Origin of the sequence: Brevundimonas lutea, from assembly GCF_003704105.1 — a bacterium.
GTDB lineage: Bacteria > Pseudomonadota > Alphaproteobacteria > Caulobacterales > Caulobacteraceae > Brevundimonas > Brevundimonas lutea.
This window is the reverse complement of the sequence record NZ_QUOQ01000003.1, coordinates 89,497-104,157: the sequence shown is the minus strand read 5'-3', so window position 1 is coordinate 104,157 and position 14,661 is coordinate 89,497. Positions and strand designations below refer to the sequence as shown.

Annotated in this window: 15 protein-coding genes and 1 tRNA gene; 2 read left to right on the top strand and 14 right to left on the bottom strand. The window is 67.0% G+C overall.

What is annotated here, in order from left to right; all coding sequences use genetic code 11:
* Positions 1-2: 2 nt before the first annotated feature.
* The 7 genes from EES48_RS04490 to EES48_RS04460 all read right to left on the bottom strand — a co-directional run bounded on the left by EES48_RS04490 (position 3) and on the right by EES48_RS04460 (position 6,312).
* The gene (locus EES48_RS04490) at positions 3-479 is read right to left on the bottom strand and encodes a DUF192 domain-containing protein (protein WP_122465686.1); all 477 of its coding nucleotides are present in this window, start codon (positions 477-479) and stop codon (positions 3-5) included.
* Positions 480-509: 30 nt separating this feature from the next.
* Positions 510-1,067, bottom strand: a complete 558-nt coding sequence (locus tag EES48_RS04485) for a cold-shock protein (RefSeq protein WP_122465206.1) — start codon at positions 1,065-1,067, stop codon at positions 510-512.
* Positions 1,068-1,162: 95 nt separating this feature from the next.
* A complete protein-coding gene (locus tag EES48_RS04480) occupies positions 1,163-2,743 on the bottom strand; it encodes a histidine kinase famiy protein (RefSeq protein ID WP_122465205.1) in 1,581 nt (526 codons plus the stop codon).
* A gap of 71 nt (positions 2,744-2,814) precedes the next feature.
* A tRNA-Glu gene (locus EES48_RS04475) sits at positions 2,815-2,889 on the bottom strand.
* Between the two features lie 72 nt (positions 2,890-2,961).
* A complete protein-coding gene (recJ, locus tag EES48_RS04470) occupies positions 2,962-4,773 on the bottom strand; it encodes a single-stranded-DNA-specific exonuclease RecJ (protein WP_122465204.1) in 1,812 nt (603 codons plus the stop codon).
* The gene (gene glpX / locus EES48_RS04465) at positions 4,773-5,744 is read right to left on the bottom strand and encodes a class II fructose-bisphosphatase (RefSeq protein WP_122465203.1); all 972 of its coding nucleotides are present in this window, start codon (positions 5,742-5,744) and stop codon (positions 4,773-4,775) included. The genes recJ and glpX overlap by 1 nt, the downstream gene beginning before the upstream one ends.
* A 103-nt stretch (positions 5,745-5,847) precedes the next feature.
* On the bottom strand, positions 5,848-6,312 hold the full coding sequence (locus EES48_RS04460) for a hypothetical protein (RefSeq protein WP_122465202.1): 465 nt from the start codon (positions 6,310-6,312) through the stop codon (positions 5,848-5,850).
* Between the two features lie 60 nt (positions 6,313-6,372).
* On the opposite strand from EES48_RS04460, the gene phaC reads away from it, so the two are divergent.
* Both phaC and EES48_RS04450 read left to right on the top strand, forming a co-directional pair.
* Positions 6,373-8,373: a class I poly(R)-hydroxyalkanoic acid synthase gene (gene phaC, locus EES48_RS04455; protein WP_122465201.1), complete on the top strand. Its 2,001-nt coding sequence runs from the start codon at positions 6,373-6,375 to the stop codon at positions 8,371-8,373.
* The gene (locus tag EES48_RS04450) at positions 8,370-8,747 is read left to right on the top strand and encodes a hypothetical protein (protein ID WP_122465200.1); all 378 of its coding nucleotides are present in this window, start codon (positions 8,370-8,372) and stop codon (positions 8,745-8,747) included. Before phaC ends, EES48_RS04450 begins: the two co-directional genes overlap by 4 nt.
* On the opposite strand, the gene msrB is transcribed toward EES48_RS04450, so the two are convergent.
* The 7 genes from msrB to EES48_RS04415 form a co-directional block, all read right to left on the bottom strand.
* Positions 8,744-9,235: a peptide-methionine (R)-S-oxide reductase MsrB gene (msrB, locus tag EES48_RS04445; RefSeq protein WP_122465199.1), complete on the bottom strand. Its 492-nt coding sequence runs from the start codon at positions 9,233-9,235 to the stop codon at positions 8,744-8,746. The two genes, EES48_RS04450 and msrB, sit on opposite strands and share 4 nt — an antisense overlap.
* Before the next feature lie 51 nt (positions 9,236-9,286).
* Complete coding sequence (locus EES48_RS04440) at positions 9,287-9,913, bottom strand: squalene/phytoene synthase family protein (protein WP_122465198.1); 627 nt, start codon at positions 9,911-9,913, stop codon at positions 9,287-9,289.
* The gene (locus tag EES48_RS04435) at positions 9,910-10,545 is read right to left on the bottom strand and encodes a DUF998 domain-containing protein (RefSeq protein ID WP_122465197.1); all 636 of its coding nucleotides are present in this window, start codon (positions 10,543-10,545) and stop codon (positions 9,910-9,912) included. The genes EES48_RS04440 and EES48_RS04435 overlap by 4 nt, the downstream gene beginning before the upstream one ends.
* A 34-nt stretch (positions 10,546-10,579) precedes the next feature.
* Complete coding sequence (gene secF / locus EES48_RS04430) at positions 10,580-11,548, bottom strand: protein translocase subunit SecF (protein ID WP_122465196.1); 969 nt, start codon at positions 11,546-11,548, stop codon at positions 10,580-10,582.
* Positions 11,545-13,143: a protein translocase subunit SecD gene (gene secD, locus EES48_RS04425; protein ID WP_122465195.1), complete on the bottom strand. Its 1,599-nt coding sequence runs from the start codon at positions 13,141-13,143 to the stop codon at positions 11,545-11,547. Before secD ends, secF begins: the two co-directional genes overlap by 4 nt.
* 32 nt (positions 13,144-13,175) lie before the next feature.
* Entirely contained in the window at positions 13,176-13,487 is a 312-nt protein-coding gene (gene yajC / locus EES48_RS04420) for a preprotein translocase subunit YajC (RefSeq protein ID WP_122465194.1), read from the bottom strand.
* 138 nt (positions 13,488-13,625) lie between these two features.
* Positions 13,626-14,477, bottom strand: coding sequence for a hypothetical protein (locus tag EES48_RS04415; RefSeq protein ID WP_205679349.1), 852 nt, complete (start codon positions 14,475-14,477; stop codon positions 13,626-13,628).
* Positions 14,478-14,661 lie beyond the last annotated feature (184 nt).

Genomic DNA, 14,661 nt, shown 5'->3' with positions numbered 1-14,661 from the left:
CCCTAGTTTTCGAAGAACGGATGCCGGACCTCGTCACCCGCTTCGGCGCCGATTTCTTCCATGCGGCCGGCGCGGACCTCCAGCACGCCCGTGGCGGCGCCGTTCGACGGAATGCCGGTGTCGGAGTTGGGGGTGGTGTGGCGGGCGATGGAAACGATCCGGCCCGCCCCATCGATATAGACGATGTCCAGCGGGCTGGGCGTGTTGCGCATCCAGAAGCTGCGTTCGGCGCTATCATCGAACTGGAACAGCATGCCCCGGTCGTCGCCCAGCGGAGGCCGGAACATCAGGCCTTGGGCGCGCTCCGCCTCGGTGTCGGCGATCTCGACCCAGAAGTCGTGCTGGCCGTTGTCGGTGACGACGCTGAGCCGCTGCATCGGTTCGCCGGTCGGTCCTTCGGGCGGCGGCTCACGCCCGGCGCAGGCCGTCAGGGCGAGGGATAAACCTGCCGCCAGCAAAGCGTTTTTTATCATGGACATGAACACGCCCTCTTACTCGAAGGGCGAGGATCAGTCGCCCGACTGGATGTCCGCCACAACCAGTCCGCGAGGCCCTTGAGCGAACCGGACCCGGACCTGATCCCCGGGCGCCAGATCGGCCAGGCCGCAGCGGCGCAGCGTCTCGATGTGCACGAAGATATCGTCGTCCTGGCCCTCGCGCACCACGAAACCGTAGCCCTTGGTGCGATTGAACCATTTCACCACGGCCGCCTCGGCGTCTCCGGGCAGAGGCGTCGGCGCGGGCCGCGAGGGACGTCGCAGGAGATCGCCCTCAAATTGCCGAGGCGGCGGGGCGCTGGCAAAGGCTTCCAAATCCTCGATGGCGACGACCTGCCAGCCCTTGGGGCGGCGCGCGACCTGGCAGCGGATCGCCGCCCCCTCGCCCGCCGTCTGGTGCCCCGCGTCGCGAAGGCTGGTGATGTGCAACAGAACGTCCCGACCATCCGTCAGCAACGGATCGTCCGGCACGATGAAACCGTACCCCTTGCCGGCGTCGAACCACTTAACGCGACCTGTGATCGCAACGGCCGCCGGCGCTTCCAGCGCCTCGGTCTCGATACTCGTCATAGCCCCCTCGCCGCCTTACCTCGGCGGATGGGTCAGCTTAACACGGTTATCCCAACTGAAAATATCGAATTTCGATAAGCAACGCTTGGAAGCGCTCACACGCCTGAGGCGCCGTCCAGCACCGCACGCACGCGGCGCGCCAAGTCGGTGCGGCGGTAGGGCTTGCCGATCAGCTCGTACCCCGCGCGTTCGGCCTCGTCGCCGATATCGACGGCGCGGTCGGCCCAGCCGGTCGTCAACAGGATCTTGCGCTGCGGGTCGCGCTTGTGAACCTCGTTGGCCAGGGTGACCCCGTTCATGCCCCCCGGCATGACGATGTCCGTGAACAGAAGGTCGAACATCACACCATCGTCGATCCGTTGCAGAGCCTCGATGGCCGTGGCGGCGGTGACGACCGTGTAGCCGAAATCCTCGAGAATTCCGCAGCCCATCTGGCGCACCTCGGCGTTGTCTTCCACCATGAGGATCGTCTCAGTCCCGCCGCGAGGGGCCCGGCCGGGAGCCTCGGACGGGGTCGCCTCCTCCCCGGCGGCCGAGGGGAAGATCAGACGCACCGTGGCGCCCTGCCCCTCGACGGAGTCGATCTCCAGCCGCCCATGGCTCTGCCGCATGAAGCCATAGACCATGGCCAGGCCCATGCCGGTCCCCTGTCCCACCTCCTTGGTGGTGAAGAAGGGCTCGGTCACGCGCGACAGGATGTCCGGAGGAATGCCCCCGCCGGAATCTTCGACAGTGAGCTCCACGTACTCACCAGGCGTGAGGCCCAAGGCGTTCCCGGGACCCAAGCTTCGGTTGTGCGTCCGGATACAGACCTTGCCCCCGTCCGGCATGGCGTCACGCGCATTGATCAGGATGTTGAGCAGCGCCACCTCGGCCTGAACCGGGTCGACCCGCGCCAGTTTCAGATCGTCCGCGAAAGCGCTGTCGATCTCGATGGACGAGCCGAGGGTGCGATCCACCAGTTCGCGCAGCCGATCGACCAGGCGGTTCAGATTGGTCGGCCGACCGTCCAGTCGCTGTTTGCGGGCGAAAGCCAGCATTTGGCCGGTCAGGGTTTCGGCGCGCCTCGACGCTTCCAGCGCGGCCTCCAATCGACGACGCAGGGCCGGATCGTCGGTCCGGGTCAGCGCCGAATCGAGATTGCCCATCACCACGGTCAGCAGATTGTTGAAGTCATGGGCGATGCCGCCGGTCAGCTGGCCAACCGCCTCCATCTTCTGGGCCTGACGCAGCGCGTCCTCGGCGTCCTTGCGTCGCGAGACGTCCAGCTGGGAGGCGAAGAAGTAAAGCAGCCGACCATCGGACGCGAACACCGGGCTGATGAACAGGGCGTTCCAGAAGGCCGAGCCATCCTTGCGGTAGTTGAGGATCTCGACGGCGATGTCGGTGCGTTTCTCGATCGCATTGCGGACGGCGGCGACCGTCTCGCGGTCAGTGTCCTCGCCTTGGAGAAACCGGCAATTCCGGCCCACCAGCTCGTCCGTCGCGTAGCCGGACAGCTCGTGAAAGGCGACATTGGCGAAGACGATCGGATTGTCCGGCAGGTTGGGGTCGGTGACGATCATCGGCATCCGCGTCATCTCGACTGCGGCGAAGAAGATGTCGTCCTGGCCCGAAAAGCCCTCGGCGCTGACCGAGGGATGGGCCGGGTGTTTGAGGGCTGCGGGTTCGCTCATGCCGTTCCTGTCGCATACTTCGCCAATGGCGAAGCCAGATCAAAATGCGAAGGGGGCTGAAAGGCTCCGCGTGGCAGTCCCTAGGGGAATCGAACCCCTCTTTTCAGGTTGAAAACCTGACGTCCTAACCGATAGACGAAGGGACCGCTGCGCGGAGAGCGGGCGATATAGCCGCCGATTCCGTAGGTCGCAACCCCTTTCGGGGCGCGAATGTCGCCTCAGCTGCGGCGCGGGTCGTGAATATCGTCGATCTCGAACTGGACGCCCCGGCGACCGTTCCAGTCATCGGCCTTGAGACGCCCCGCCACGTCCAGCCCGCCCTGCCCGTTCAGGAGCGCGCGACCGCTCGGGAGGTCCGCCACACGCCAGGCGATGGCCCGGATCGAGGCGCCGTCCGGGGCGACCAGACGACAGCGCACATGACCGCCGTTCATGGCCACCGGCTCGCGCGCCTGGACGCCGGACAGGGCGAAGACCGGCTCGGGATTGCCAGGGCCAAAGGGGGTCAGCTGCTCGAACTGGTCGAACAGGTCGCGGGTAGCGGCGCGCGGTTCAATCAGGGCGTCGATTTCCAGCGCGTCGAGGGCCGCCGCATCGGCACACTCCCCGGCCAGCAGGGCGTTTAGCCGCTCGCGCACCGCCGCGACACCACCCGGCGCCACGGCCAGGCCCGCCGCCATGGCGTGACCGCCGCCGGACAGCAGCAGGCCCTCGTCGAACGCCCCCTGCACCGCCCGGCCCAGGTTCACGCCTGGCTGGGACCGGCCCGAGCCCTTGCCGACCCCTGTGGCGGGATCCACGCCGATGACGACGACGGGCTTTCGCCACCGCTCTCGCAGGCGTCCGGCGACGATTCCGACCACCCCGGGATGCCAGTCCTCGCCCTCGACCACGATGACCGCGCTGTCGTCGGCGTGGGCGCCTGCGGCCTCGACGCGGCGCACCGCGGCCTCGGTGACCTCGCGCTCGACCTCGCGGCGGGCGGTGTTTAGGGCGTCCAGCTCCTCGGCCAGATCATGGGCCTCGGCCGGGTCGTCGGTGGACAGCAGGCGCGCGCCCAGGTCGGCGCGGCCGATGCGGCCGCCGGCGTTGATCCGCGGCCCGAGCACCCAGCCGGCGTGGCTGGACTTGGCGGGACCCGGCTCCATGCCGGCGACGGACAGCAGAGCCCTCAAACCCGGATTGGACCAGCTCGACATGGCCTGGAGGCCCAACTTTGCGAGCGCCCGATTGAAGCCGGTCAGGCGGGTGACGTCGCAGATGGCCCCCAGCGCGGCCAGGTCTAGCCAGGCCCGCAGGTCGGGCTCGGGCCGGTCGGCGAACATCCCTCGCCGCCGCGCCTCGCGGTTCAGGGCGGCCAGCAGCACGAACACCACCCCCGCCGCCGCAAGATCGCCCTGGCCCGACCTGTCGCCCGGCCGGTTCGGATTGACCACTGCGCGGCAGGCGGGTGGGCGGTCGCGCATCAGGTGGTGGTCGATCACCACCACCTCCAGCCCGATCGAACAGGCGTGGGCCACGGCCTCGACCGCCGCCGCGCCGCAGTCGACGGTGATGACCAGTTCGGCCCCCTGCCCCTTCAGCGTCTCGAAGGCGCGGGGGCTGGGGCCATAGCCTTCGGTCAGGCGGTCGGGAACATAGAAGGGCAGCTCCGCCCCCATGGCCCGGAACCAGCGGATCAGCAGGGCCGCGCTGGAAGCTCCGTCCACGTCGTAGTCGGCGAACACATGGACGCGTCGCCCGGCCTGAACCGCATCGACGATGGCCTCGGCCGCCGTATCCATGTCGGTGAAGCTGGACGGATCGGGAAACAACGCCCGTAATGTCGGACGCAGGAAGTTTTCGGCGCCGTCGGCATCGACGCCGCGCGCCGCCAGAGCCCGCGCCAGGGGTTCGCTCAGCCCCTGCCCCTGGCTAAGGGCGCGGACCACGGCCGGATCGGCGGCGCGCTGGCGCCAGACCCGGTCGGTCAGCGACCGCTCGACGCCCAAGAAGGCGACAGGTCCCGCCAGGGCGCCGCCGTCGGCCATCAGGCCGGGCGCACGGTGTGGATGCGCCGCACCGTCTTGGAGGCCGAATCCATCACCACCGTATGGGTCGACACCTGGCCCCCTGAGACCCGCACTCCGTCCAGCATGGCCCCCTTGGTCACGCCGGTGGCGACGAAGATGGCCTGGTCAGAGACCAGTTCGTCCAGCGCGTATTTGCGCTCGAAGTCGGTGACGCCGGTGCGGCGCGCGCGCTCGCGCTCGTCGTCATTGCGGAAGATCAAACGGCCCTGGAAGAAGCCACCGACGCATTTCAGGGCCGCGGCCGCCAGCACGCCTTCAGGCGCCCCGCCGGAGCCGAGATAGAGGTCGATGCCCGTCTCAGGCTCGGCGGTGTGGATCACACCCGCGACGTCGCCGTCGGTGATCAGCAGCACCTTGGCGCCGACCGAACGCAGCGCCGCGATCAGTTCGGCGTGTCGCGGCCGGTCCATGACGCAGACGGTGATGTCTTCCGGCGACACACCCTTGGCCTTGGCGAGGGCGCGGACATTGTCCTCCGGACTGTTGTCCAAGTCGACCGTTCCGGCTGGATAGCCCGGCCCGATGGCGATCTTGTCCATATAGGTGTCGGGCGCGTGCAGCAGGCCGCCCCGAGGTGCAAAGGCGACGACGGCCAGGGCGTTGGCCATGGCCTTGGCCGTCAGGGTCGTGCCCTCCAGCGGGTCCAGGGCGATGTCGATGGCCGGTCCCTTGCCGGTTCCCACCTCCTCGCCGATGAACAGCATGGGCGCCTCGTCGCGCTCGCCCTCACCGATGACGATCCGGCCCTGAATATCGAGGGCGTTCAGGGCGGTGCGCATGGCGTCCACAGCCACCTGATCGGCGGCCTTTTCGTCGCCACGACCGGTTAGATGGTGCGCGGCGATGGCGGCGCGCTCGGTCACCTCAGCGGCCTGGGCGACCAAGGCGGCCCAAGTGGCGGCGTCAAGGCCTTTCGCGGAAGCGGTCATGGTGTCTCCTCGGGTGCTGTTGTCCCCGGATTCGCAGGTCCGGGTGAAGGTCTGGAGACAGACTGTGTCAGTCTCGGTCGTAGGGCCCGGGCGTCCTGGGCGATCAGTCGCGGTCGATGGGCGGCGGCGGCGTTGCGCGCCGACGCAGTCTCTCGGCCTCGGCCTCGATGTCCTCACGCGTCTGGACGGCGATCGGCGCGGCGAGTGTTTGATCCACGCGCGATTGAATGGCCGCGCCCAAGGCGGCGGGATCCTCGGTGTCCCACTCGATGGCCTCCACCTCGGCCGACAAAGCCTGTTGCGTCACGCCCAAGGTGCTGACCTCGGCGGCGATCTGGGTCGCAGTGGGCAGGCCGACGGGCTCCGGAGGAAAATCCTCCCAGCGGGGATACTCGCGATTGGCGGCCACCAGGGCATCGACGCGGGCCGACACCGGAGAGGCCTCGTCGGTCACCGTATCGAAGGGGGTGGCTGCGCACCCGCCCAGCAACGCGAGACCGGCGGTCAGGCCCGCCGTCGTCAGCGCGATCTTTTTCGGAAGGCGGGCGTTCATTTCGACGGCGGTCATATGCCACAATCCGCCCGTGAGGAAGGGCGACCGCCGCCCGAGCCCCGAGAGGATCCGCCCATGGCCGACGCCCCCGAGACGCCGCGCCCGCCCCGCAAGGCCGGCCGCCCCACCTCGGCCAAGCGCAAGACGCCGAAGGCTGCCAAGGCGAAGGCGTCGAAATCCGATACGCTCGTGGCCGCCCCGTCGCCCAAGGCGCCTCCGGAGGCGCCGAAGCCGGAACTCGTTCCCGAAGCCCGTCCCGGCGGCGCGCCAACCGCTGGGATGTCCGCCGCCTTCCCCGGCGCCGAGCATCAGGCGATGCTAGAGACCCTTTCGGTCAATCTGGCCAAGGCGGCGATGACGGCTCAGGCGGCCCTGGCTGAGGCGGCTATGGCCCAGGCCGGCCGCGCCGCGCCGGGCGCCCTGCCCTCGGCCGACCCCATGAACATCGCCCCGGCCATGACCGAGGTGATGACCGGCCTTGCCGCCCGGCCCGAAAAGCTTTTCGCCGCCCAGGCCGATCTGTTCGGCCGCTATATGGAACTGTGGTCCACCACCACCCGCCGCATGGCCGGCGAGGCCGTCGAGGCTCCCAAGGCCACCGACAAGCGGTTCAAGGATCCGGCCTGGAGCGAGAATCCGGCCTTCGAGGCGATCAAGTCGTCCTATCTGATCACCGCCGACTGGATGAACGGGCTGGTGTCCGGGGTCGAGGGCGTCGATCCGCGCACCAAGCGGAGGGCCGAGTTCTTCACCAAGCTGCTGACCGACGCCTTCTCGCCCGCCAACTTTCTCGCCTCTAACCCGGCGGCGCTGAAGGCGCTGGCCGAGACCAATGGCGAGAGCCTGGTCAAGGGGATGCAGAACTTCGCCGAGGACATGGAGCGCGGGCGCGGCAAGCTGAAGATCAGCCAGGCCGACTATGGCCGCTTCGTCGTCGGCGAGAATGTCGCCACCGCGCCGGGCCAGGTGGTTTGGCGCGATGACCTGTTCGAGCTGATCCAGTACGACGCCGTGACCGATAAACAGCGCGCGGTGCCGCTGCTGATCTTCCCGCCCTGGATCAACAAGTTCTACATTCTGGACCTGCAGCCGGCGAACTCGATGATCCGCTGGCTTTCCGCCCAGGGCTTCACCGTCTTCGTCTGCTCCTGGGTCAATCCAGATGTCGACAAGGCCGCCTACGGCTTCGACGAATATTTGAGGAAGGGCATCTACGCCGCGGTCTCCAAGGTGATGGAGCAGACCGGCTCCGCGAGGATCAACACCGTCGGCTACTGCATCGGCGGCACTCTGTTGGGCGCGGCTCTGGCGCACATGGCCCAGACGGGGGTCCAACCGGTTTCCTCGGCGACCTTCTTCGCCGCCCAGCACGATTTCCACGAGGCCGGCGATCTGTTGCTCTTCACCGATGAGCACTGGCTCTCCGAGATCGAGCAACAGATGGATGCGGCCGGCGGTGTGCTGCCTGGCGCGGCCATGGCCGACACCTTCAATGCGCTGAGGGCCAACGACCTGATCTGGTCGTTCTTCGTGTCCAACTATCTGATGGGCAAGGCGCCCCCGGTGTTCGACCTTTTGTTCTGGAACGCCGACCAGACCCGAATGCCCAAGAAGCTGCACCTGGATTATCTGCGCCAGATGTACGGCCGCAACGCCCTGACCCAGGGCCAATTCGTCATCGGCGGCGAGACCGTCGACCTGTCGAAGGTCACCATCCCCCTGTATTTCCAGGCCAGCCGCGAGGACCACATCGCGCCGATGAACTCGGTCTATCGCTCGGCCCAGGCCTTCCGCGGCGCGGACGTGACCTACACCCTGGCCGGATCGGGCCACATCGCGGGCGTGGTCAACGCGCCCGACGCCAACAAGTACAATCACTGGATCAACGACGATCTGCCCGACAGCCTGGCCGACTGGCAGGCCGGCGCGGTCGAACATCCGGGCAGTTGGTGGACCCACTGGGCGACATGGCTGCATGAGAAGTCGGGTGACTGGATTCCGGCCCGCGATCCCGCCAAGGGTCCCCTCCCCGCGTTGGAGCCCGCCCCCGGCAGCTATGTGAAGGTGAAGTCTTGAACCGCATTGGGCCGAATGGCCTCCTCGCCGTCGCCACCGCGTTCGCCTTCCTGCTCGTGATCGCGTCGGTGACCGTATACGGCGGCGACCAGCCGTGGTGGCGGCACATCGTCACTGCTGTTGTGGTCGTGATCGCTTACATCCTGCTGCAGCCCCTGGCCCGCAAGCTGATGAAGACCGAGCGGCGTCCGCTAGTCAGCGCGGAAGCGCCGGATGCGGCCGTCTGGGCCTCGATCTATCCCGGCATCCTGATCCTGAGCTCCGCCCTGCCGATGATCTTTCCCGGCGTCAGCTTCGGCCTGCTGGTGGTCATCGGGGCCGTGATCTTTGGCGCGACGATCGAGTCCGCACGCGCGGCGCGAGACGGCGCCTAGGTCGGTACGAACTTCAGCGCCACGCCGTTGTTGCAGTAGCGCTTACCGGTCGGGCGCGGGCCATCGTCGAACACATGGCCCTGATGCCCCAAGCAGCGGGCGCAGTGATACTCCGTGCGCGGAATGCCGATATCGAAGTCGGTCTTGGTGCTGATGTTGTCGGCCATTACCTGCCAGAAGCTGGGCCAGCCGGTGCGGCTGTCGTACTTCCAGTCTGAGCGGAACAGCGGCAAGTCGCAGCCTCGGCAGACGAAGGTCCCGGTCCTTTTCTCGTCATCAAGCGGACTGGTGAAGGGACGCTCCGTTCCCGCCTGGCGCAGCACGCGATAGCTGGCCGCCGGCAGCCGCTCGCGCCACTGGGCGGCCGTCATCCGACGAAACGGCGAGTTCGCATAGCGAGCCTCGCTGGCCTGGGCAGCCTCCGGGGTGCAGCCCGCCAGCGTCATGGCGCCGGCGGACAGGAGAAGGTGACGTCTGGACACGGTCATGGCTCAGATACGCTCGTTCGCCGCAAACAGTTGCTGATCGGGCGGTTTCGCCTAGATCTGCCCTCGGACGCTCGCTGCGATCAGGCGCAGACGCTTGAGCGGTTCCGGGGCATCCGGGTCGCGCAGGCTGGCGACGGCGACGGCGGGAAAGGCCGCAGGGGGCAGGGTTCTCAAGGCGCGATTGGCCGTCGGGCGCAGCGCGGTGGCTTCGTCACGCTTCCCCGTCAGGACCAGGCCGCGGACACGCGCCGCATCGACGACCGCATCGTCATGTCCCGATCCGGCCAGAATGCGGACCGCCGCCTGCATCGGTCCGACGAAAAGGGCGTCAAGATCATGGGGCTCACGCCGGACGCGGCCGATGTGAGCCTCGATCAGGTCGTCGAACGCGTCCTTACGCAGTTCGGCGCGAGCGATGACCGGAGCCAAGGCCTCCAGCACGGGATGCCCCTTCCTCGGCCGCCCTGCGAACAGGTCGCCCAGCTGGTCCCGCCACCAGGTGAAGCGCATCTCGGCGAGCAGCGGCTGGCTGACGCGCGTCGGGATCGCCGCCAACTCCGCCTCGAAGGCGTAAAGGGCGATCAGCTGCGCTCGCGCCTCCGGATCGACAACCAGCCGGCTGGCCAGCCATCTGTCGATGTCAGCCTCTCGAACCCGGTCATCGAGGTCGCTGTTCACGTCGGCGCAGCGGCCGGTCGTAAACTGTTCATCAACGACCAGCCGAACGCCAGCATGAAGAGCCCGAGGGTCGTTTCCATGCCGCGCTGATACAGGCCGACCAGTTCAACCTCGGCGACAATGGCGGGAAAGCCGACGATATTCGCGGCCAGGGCCACGAACCCGATCGCCGCCAGCCATCGGGCACGGCTGATCGCGGCCCACAGCGAGAGGAGCAACACACCGAGGATGGCGCACAGGTAGCCGAGGACGGCGAACAGATCGTGCAGCATGGCCGCGGGCGACGGATCGGCGCGGCTGCACTCGAAATCGCAGGGATAGACCCCCGCTCCGGTCATCCCGATCCCGTTCATGGCGAGAAGAATGCAGGCGACCACCGCCAAGGCGCTTCGCCGAAGAATCCACGCGGCCATGATGAAGAAGACCGTGACCAGCAGTCCGTTCGGGACAAAGCCCCACTGGCTGACAACGCCGCCCGTCGGCGCTCCCGTCGCGCCGAGTTCGCTGATGTACTGGCGCGCATGATCATAGCCTTGATAATGCCATCCGCCCCAGACGACCGCGACGAGCAGCGCGCCTACACCGGCGACGATGCTGGCGAATGCGATGCGACTGAGCCCCCTGTCAGACAACTGCGTTCCCCATTCCCCAGGAGAGACGCCGACCTCAGGGCCGGCTGGCCATGCCCAGCTTGATCGGTTCGGCCTCCTCGACCGCGCCGCCGCGCTTCACACCCCACAGCAGGATGATCGGCGTGCCGACGTAGATCGAGGAATAGGTGCCGATGATGATGCCCATCATCAGGGCGATGGAGAAGCCGAACAGCGCCTCGCCGCCCAGCAGGGCCAATGCCGCCAGCACCATGATGGCGGTGATGCCGGTGATGATGGTGCGGCTCAGCGTCTCGTTGATCGACAGATCGATCACCTCGCGCAGCGGCATGGTCTTGTACTTGCGCAGGTTCTCGCGGAGGCGGTCGAACACCACGACGGTGTCGTTCATCGAATAGCCGATCACGGTCAGGATGGCCGCCACCATGTTCAGGCTGAACTCCAGCCGGAACAGGGCGATGACCCCAAACGTCAGGATCACATCGTGCACCAGGCCAGCGATGGCGCCGAAGCCGAACTGAGGCTCGAACCGGAACCAGATATAGAGGAACATCAACACTACGGCCGAACCCAGCGCCAGCATGCCGGACATGAACAGCTCGCCGGACACCTTGGAGCCGACCACGCTGACCCCGGAATAGGTCACCTCGCCGACCGCGTCGGAAATGGCCGCCTCCACGCGCTGAACCACCTCGGTCTGGTCCTCGCCCTCGGGAATCTGGAAGCGGACGATGGCGTTGGATTCGCTGTCGATGCCTTGGACCTGGACGTCGCCAAGACCAGTTTCGCCGACCGCATCGCGCACCGCGCCGAGGTCGAGCACCTGTCCGGCGGGCTTGGCGACCTCAAGCGACGCGCCGCCGCGGAAGTCGATGCCCATATTCAGGCCGGGATAGAAACAGGCCACGATGGACGCGGCGCAAACCACCGCCGAAATAACGCCCATGATCGGGGCGTAGCGAACGAAGCGGAAGTTCGTCTTCTGCGGCAGCAGCTTGATGAGGGGCCATCCACGCATGATCACGCCGCCTCCGAGATCGGCAGTTTCTTCGGCTTGGCGGTCTTGAGCCAGTAGGCCAGCAGCACCTGCGACACCATCACCGCAGAGAACATCGAGGTGAACACGCCGATGGTCAGGGTCCACGCGAAGCCCCGCACCGGACCGGCCCCGAAGACGAACATGATCATGGCCGCGACCAGCGTGGTGAGGTTGGCGTCGATGATGGTGCCCATCGCCTTGTTGAAGCCCGCGTCCATCGAGGCGATTACCGATCGACCCTGGCGCGCCTCGTCGCGCATACGCTCATAGATCAGCACGTTGGCGTCGACGGCCACGGCGAAGGTCAGGATCAGACCGGCGATGCCCGGCAGGGTCAGGGTCGCGCCGGTCATCGACATGGCGGCGATGATCAGCAGACCGTTCAACACCAGGCCGATTACCGAGATGCCGCCGAACAGGAAGCCATAAGCCAGGATCATGAACACCACGATGATCACCGCCCCCACGGCGGTGGAGATCGCGCCGGCCGCCACCGCGTCGGCGCCCAGCTCGGCGGTCACCGTGCGGCGCTCCTCGACATTCAGCGGCGCCGGCAGGGCGCCGCCGTTCAGCAGATTCACCAGCTCGGACGCCTGCGCGATCGTGAACGACCCCGTGATCTGGCCCGAACCGGTCAGAATCGGAGAGATGATCGTCGGGGCCGAGATGATATTGCCGTCCAGAATGATGGCGAAGGGTCGGCCCACGTTCTGGCTGGTGGCCTCACCAAATCGACGAGACCCCTGCGAATCGAAGCGGAAGTCGATGGCCGGACGACCCGATTGATCCGATCCGACCGAGGCGTGGGTCAGGTTTTCGCCAGAGACCAGCACCCGACGCTTGACCAGCATCGGTTGGCCCAATTCTTCGTTGATCAGCAGTTCGGCGTCCGGCGGCACCCGGCCGGCCTGAGCCTCGGCGACGGAGTTGTCGACGTCGACCATCTGGAAGGTCAGCTGAGCCGTCTGGCCGATCACCCGCTCAAGCTGGGCCGGATCGCTCTCCCCCGGGGCCTGGACCACGATGCGGTTGGCGCCCTGGCGGGTAATGGAGGGCTCACGTGTGCCCAGGCTATCGACGCGGCGGCGAACCACCTCGATGGCCTGATCCACCGCCTGCGGCCCCATGCCGTCCAGCGCCTGACGCGTGAATGTGAAGCGAATGCGGTTGTCGCCGATGCGCTGGACCGCGCGGTCGGCCACCCCCTGGGTGCCCAGTCGCACAAGGTTCTGCAGAGCCTCGACGCCCGCGTCCTGGGCCGAGGCGTCGGACAGGGTGATAACGGCGCCGTCCGCCTGAGGGGCGATCGAGGCCACGCCGACCCCGGCTTCCTGCAGGGTCACCCGGGCATCTTCGACCAGGTTCTCGACCCGGCTTTGCTGAAGCTCGCCCGTATCGACCTCGAGCAAAAGGTAGGATCCGCCCTGTAGGTCGAGGCCCAGGTTCAACGTGTTCTTAGGCAGAAACCCCGGCAGCGCCGCGCGCTGGTCCGCGGTCAGCATGTTGGGCAGGGCGAACAGGATCGCGAAAGCGGCGGCCACCAGGACCAGGATCACTTTCCAGCGGGCGATATTGACCATCAGTGCTTATCCGGGCCGGCCAAGCGAGACGCTCAGGCCTTGGTGTCGTTGGCGATGACGGGCTGACCCTTGGTGCGGACTTCCGACACCATCGACTTGATGACCCGGACATTCACGCCCTGGGCGATCTCGACCATGGCTTCGGCGTCCTCAACGCGGGTGACCTTACCGACCATGCCGTTGGACATCACCACCGTGTCGCCCCGCTTGATGCCCGACACCATCGCCTGGTGCTGCTTCACGCGCTTCTGCTGGGGCCGGATCAGCATGAAATAGAACAGCACGAAGATCGCGATGAACGGCAGGAACTGAATAAGAGTGGTGGAAAGTCCGTCGGCGGGCATGTCGGCTCCAGGCAGGCACGAAGGGGCGCGCCATGCGCCGCCCCCGAAAGCAAGGCGCGGAACCTAGGGGGGCAGCCGATGATTTGCAACGCGGCCAATGATCATCCTCGGGCCCAAGGAGCGACAGGGGCAAGAAGATCAGTTTTGCTCGGCCTCGGCATCCTCGCGACCGGCCTCACGACGCGACGAGATGACCTCGTTAGTGACAGCAGATACCTGGCTGCCTGGATTGACCCTCGGCGGGTGGGTTGCATACAGCGCCCTGAGGTATGTCATGTCCCAGTCGGTCAATCCCGACGGCGCGTCCTCGTCCGAAAACAGGCCCAGGATCGTGCGATAGCCGTCCACGGTGGCGTCGGGGTCAATCTGGGCAAGCGTCACCATGGCGGCGTAGTCGGCGAGTTGCGCCACCGTCTTTCCGCGCATCTGATCGATGTCGATGATGACGAAGGCGCGAACGATGTCGTCGCGGATCTGGCTCGACAGGCGGGAGGCCGCGAAGCGGTCGATGACCGGCGCGTCTGGCCCTCCCGTCGCCGAATTCGTCTGGCCCGGCAGGCGTATGGCGATCGTGCCGGTATCGGAATCGATCGGCATGCTGGTCACCCACCACCGCACCGGCCGTTCTTCATCCTGGAAGGCGCGCAGTGCGCTGGCGCCGAGATCCGTCGCCGATGACCCCAGCCTGAAGGTGCTGGGCTCGCGCTGAACCCACTGATCAGCTACTGCGCGTCCGTCTTCGGCCGCGATGATGAAGATGTTGGGGCTACAGCCCGGATCGCCCGGCGTCAGCCCCAGCTCTTGGGCCACGCCGGATACGCGATCGGCAATGGCCTGCGCGGTGTCCGGGCGCAGATTGACGACCCCCACGCACAAGTTCGAATGCCACCGGGCCAGACCGCGACGGCGGGCCGGCGCCGCGATCTCGTTGACGAAATCCCGGACGTAGGTGTCGAGTTGACGCCCTTCCACGACGATTTCGTCCAGCACCGTCGTGTCGTCATCGATTGGCGGCACGGCCTGGGGCTGGGTCGCGAGCAGACCCGCCGCCGCGACCAACGAAATCAGAGACATGGCTTGAACCTTCTACCGACATGGCTCCCCAGCCCCGGGCAGCCTCGGCCGCGTTCGACGCGAGGTCAACCTAAGGTTTTGTAATGTCGCCGCTGTCGGC

What these genes read in the sequence shown, in the direction of transcription:
- phaC (WP_122465201.1), top strand. Translation starts at nt 6,373, where the DNA reads ATGGCCGACGCCCCCGAGACGCCGCGCCCGCCCCGCAAGGCCGGCCGC.
- glpX (WP_122465203.1), bottom strand. Translation starts at nt 5,744, where the DNA reads ATGACCGCTTCCGCGAAAGGCCTTGACGCCGCCACTTGGGCCGCCTTG.
- secD (WP_122465195.1), bottom strand. Translation starts at nt 13,143, where the DNA reads ATGGTCAATATCGCCCGCTGGAAAGTGATCCTGGTCCTGGTGGCCGCC.
- EES48_RS04460 (WP_122465202.1), bottom strand. Translation starts at nt 6,312, where the DNA reads ATGACCGCCGTCGAAATGAACGCCCGCCTTCCGAAAAAGATCGCGCTG.
- EES48_RS04490 (WP_122465686.1), bottom strand. Translation starts at nt 479, where the DNA reads ATGTCCATGATAAAAAACGCTTTGCTGGCGGCAGGTTTATCCCTCGCC.
- yajC (WP_122465194.1), bottom strand. Translation starts at nt 13,487, where the DNA reads ATGCCCGCCGACGGACTTTCCACCACTCTTATTCAGTTCCTGCCGTTC.
- msrB (WP_122465199.1), bottom strand. Translation starts at nt 9,235, where the DNA reads ATGACCGTGTCCAGACGTCACCTTCTCCTGTCCGCCGGCGCCATGACG.
- EES48_RS04485 (WP_122465206.1), bottom strand. Translation starts at nt 1,067, where the DNA reads ATGACGAGTATCGAGACCGAGGCGCTGGAAGCGCCGGCGGCCGTTGCG.
- recJ (WP_122465204.1), bottom strand. Translation starts at nt 4,773, where the DNA reads ATGGCCGACGGCGGCGCCCTGGCGGGACCTGTCGCCTTCTTGGGCGTC.
- EES48_RS04480 (WP_122465205.1), bottom strand. Translation starts at nt 2,743, where the DNA reads ATGAGCGAACCCGCAGCCCTCAAACACCCGGCCCATCCCTCGGTCAGC.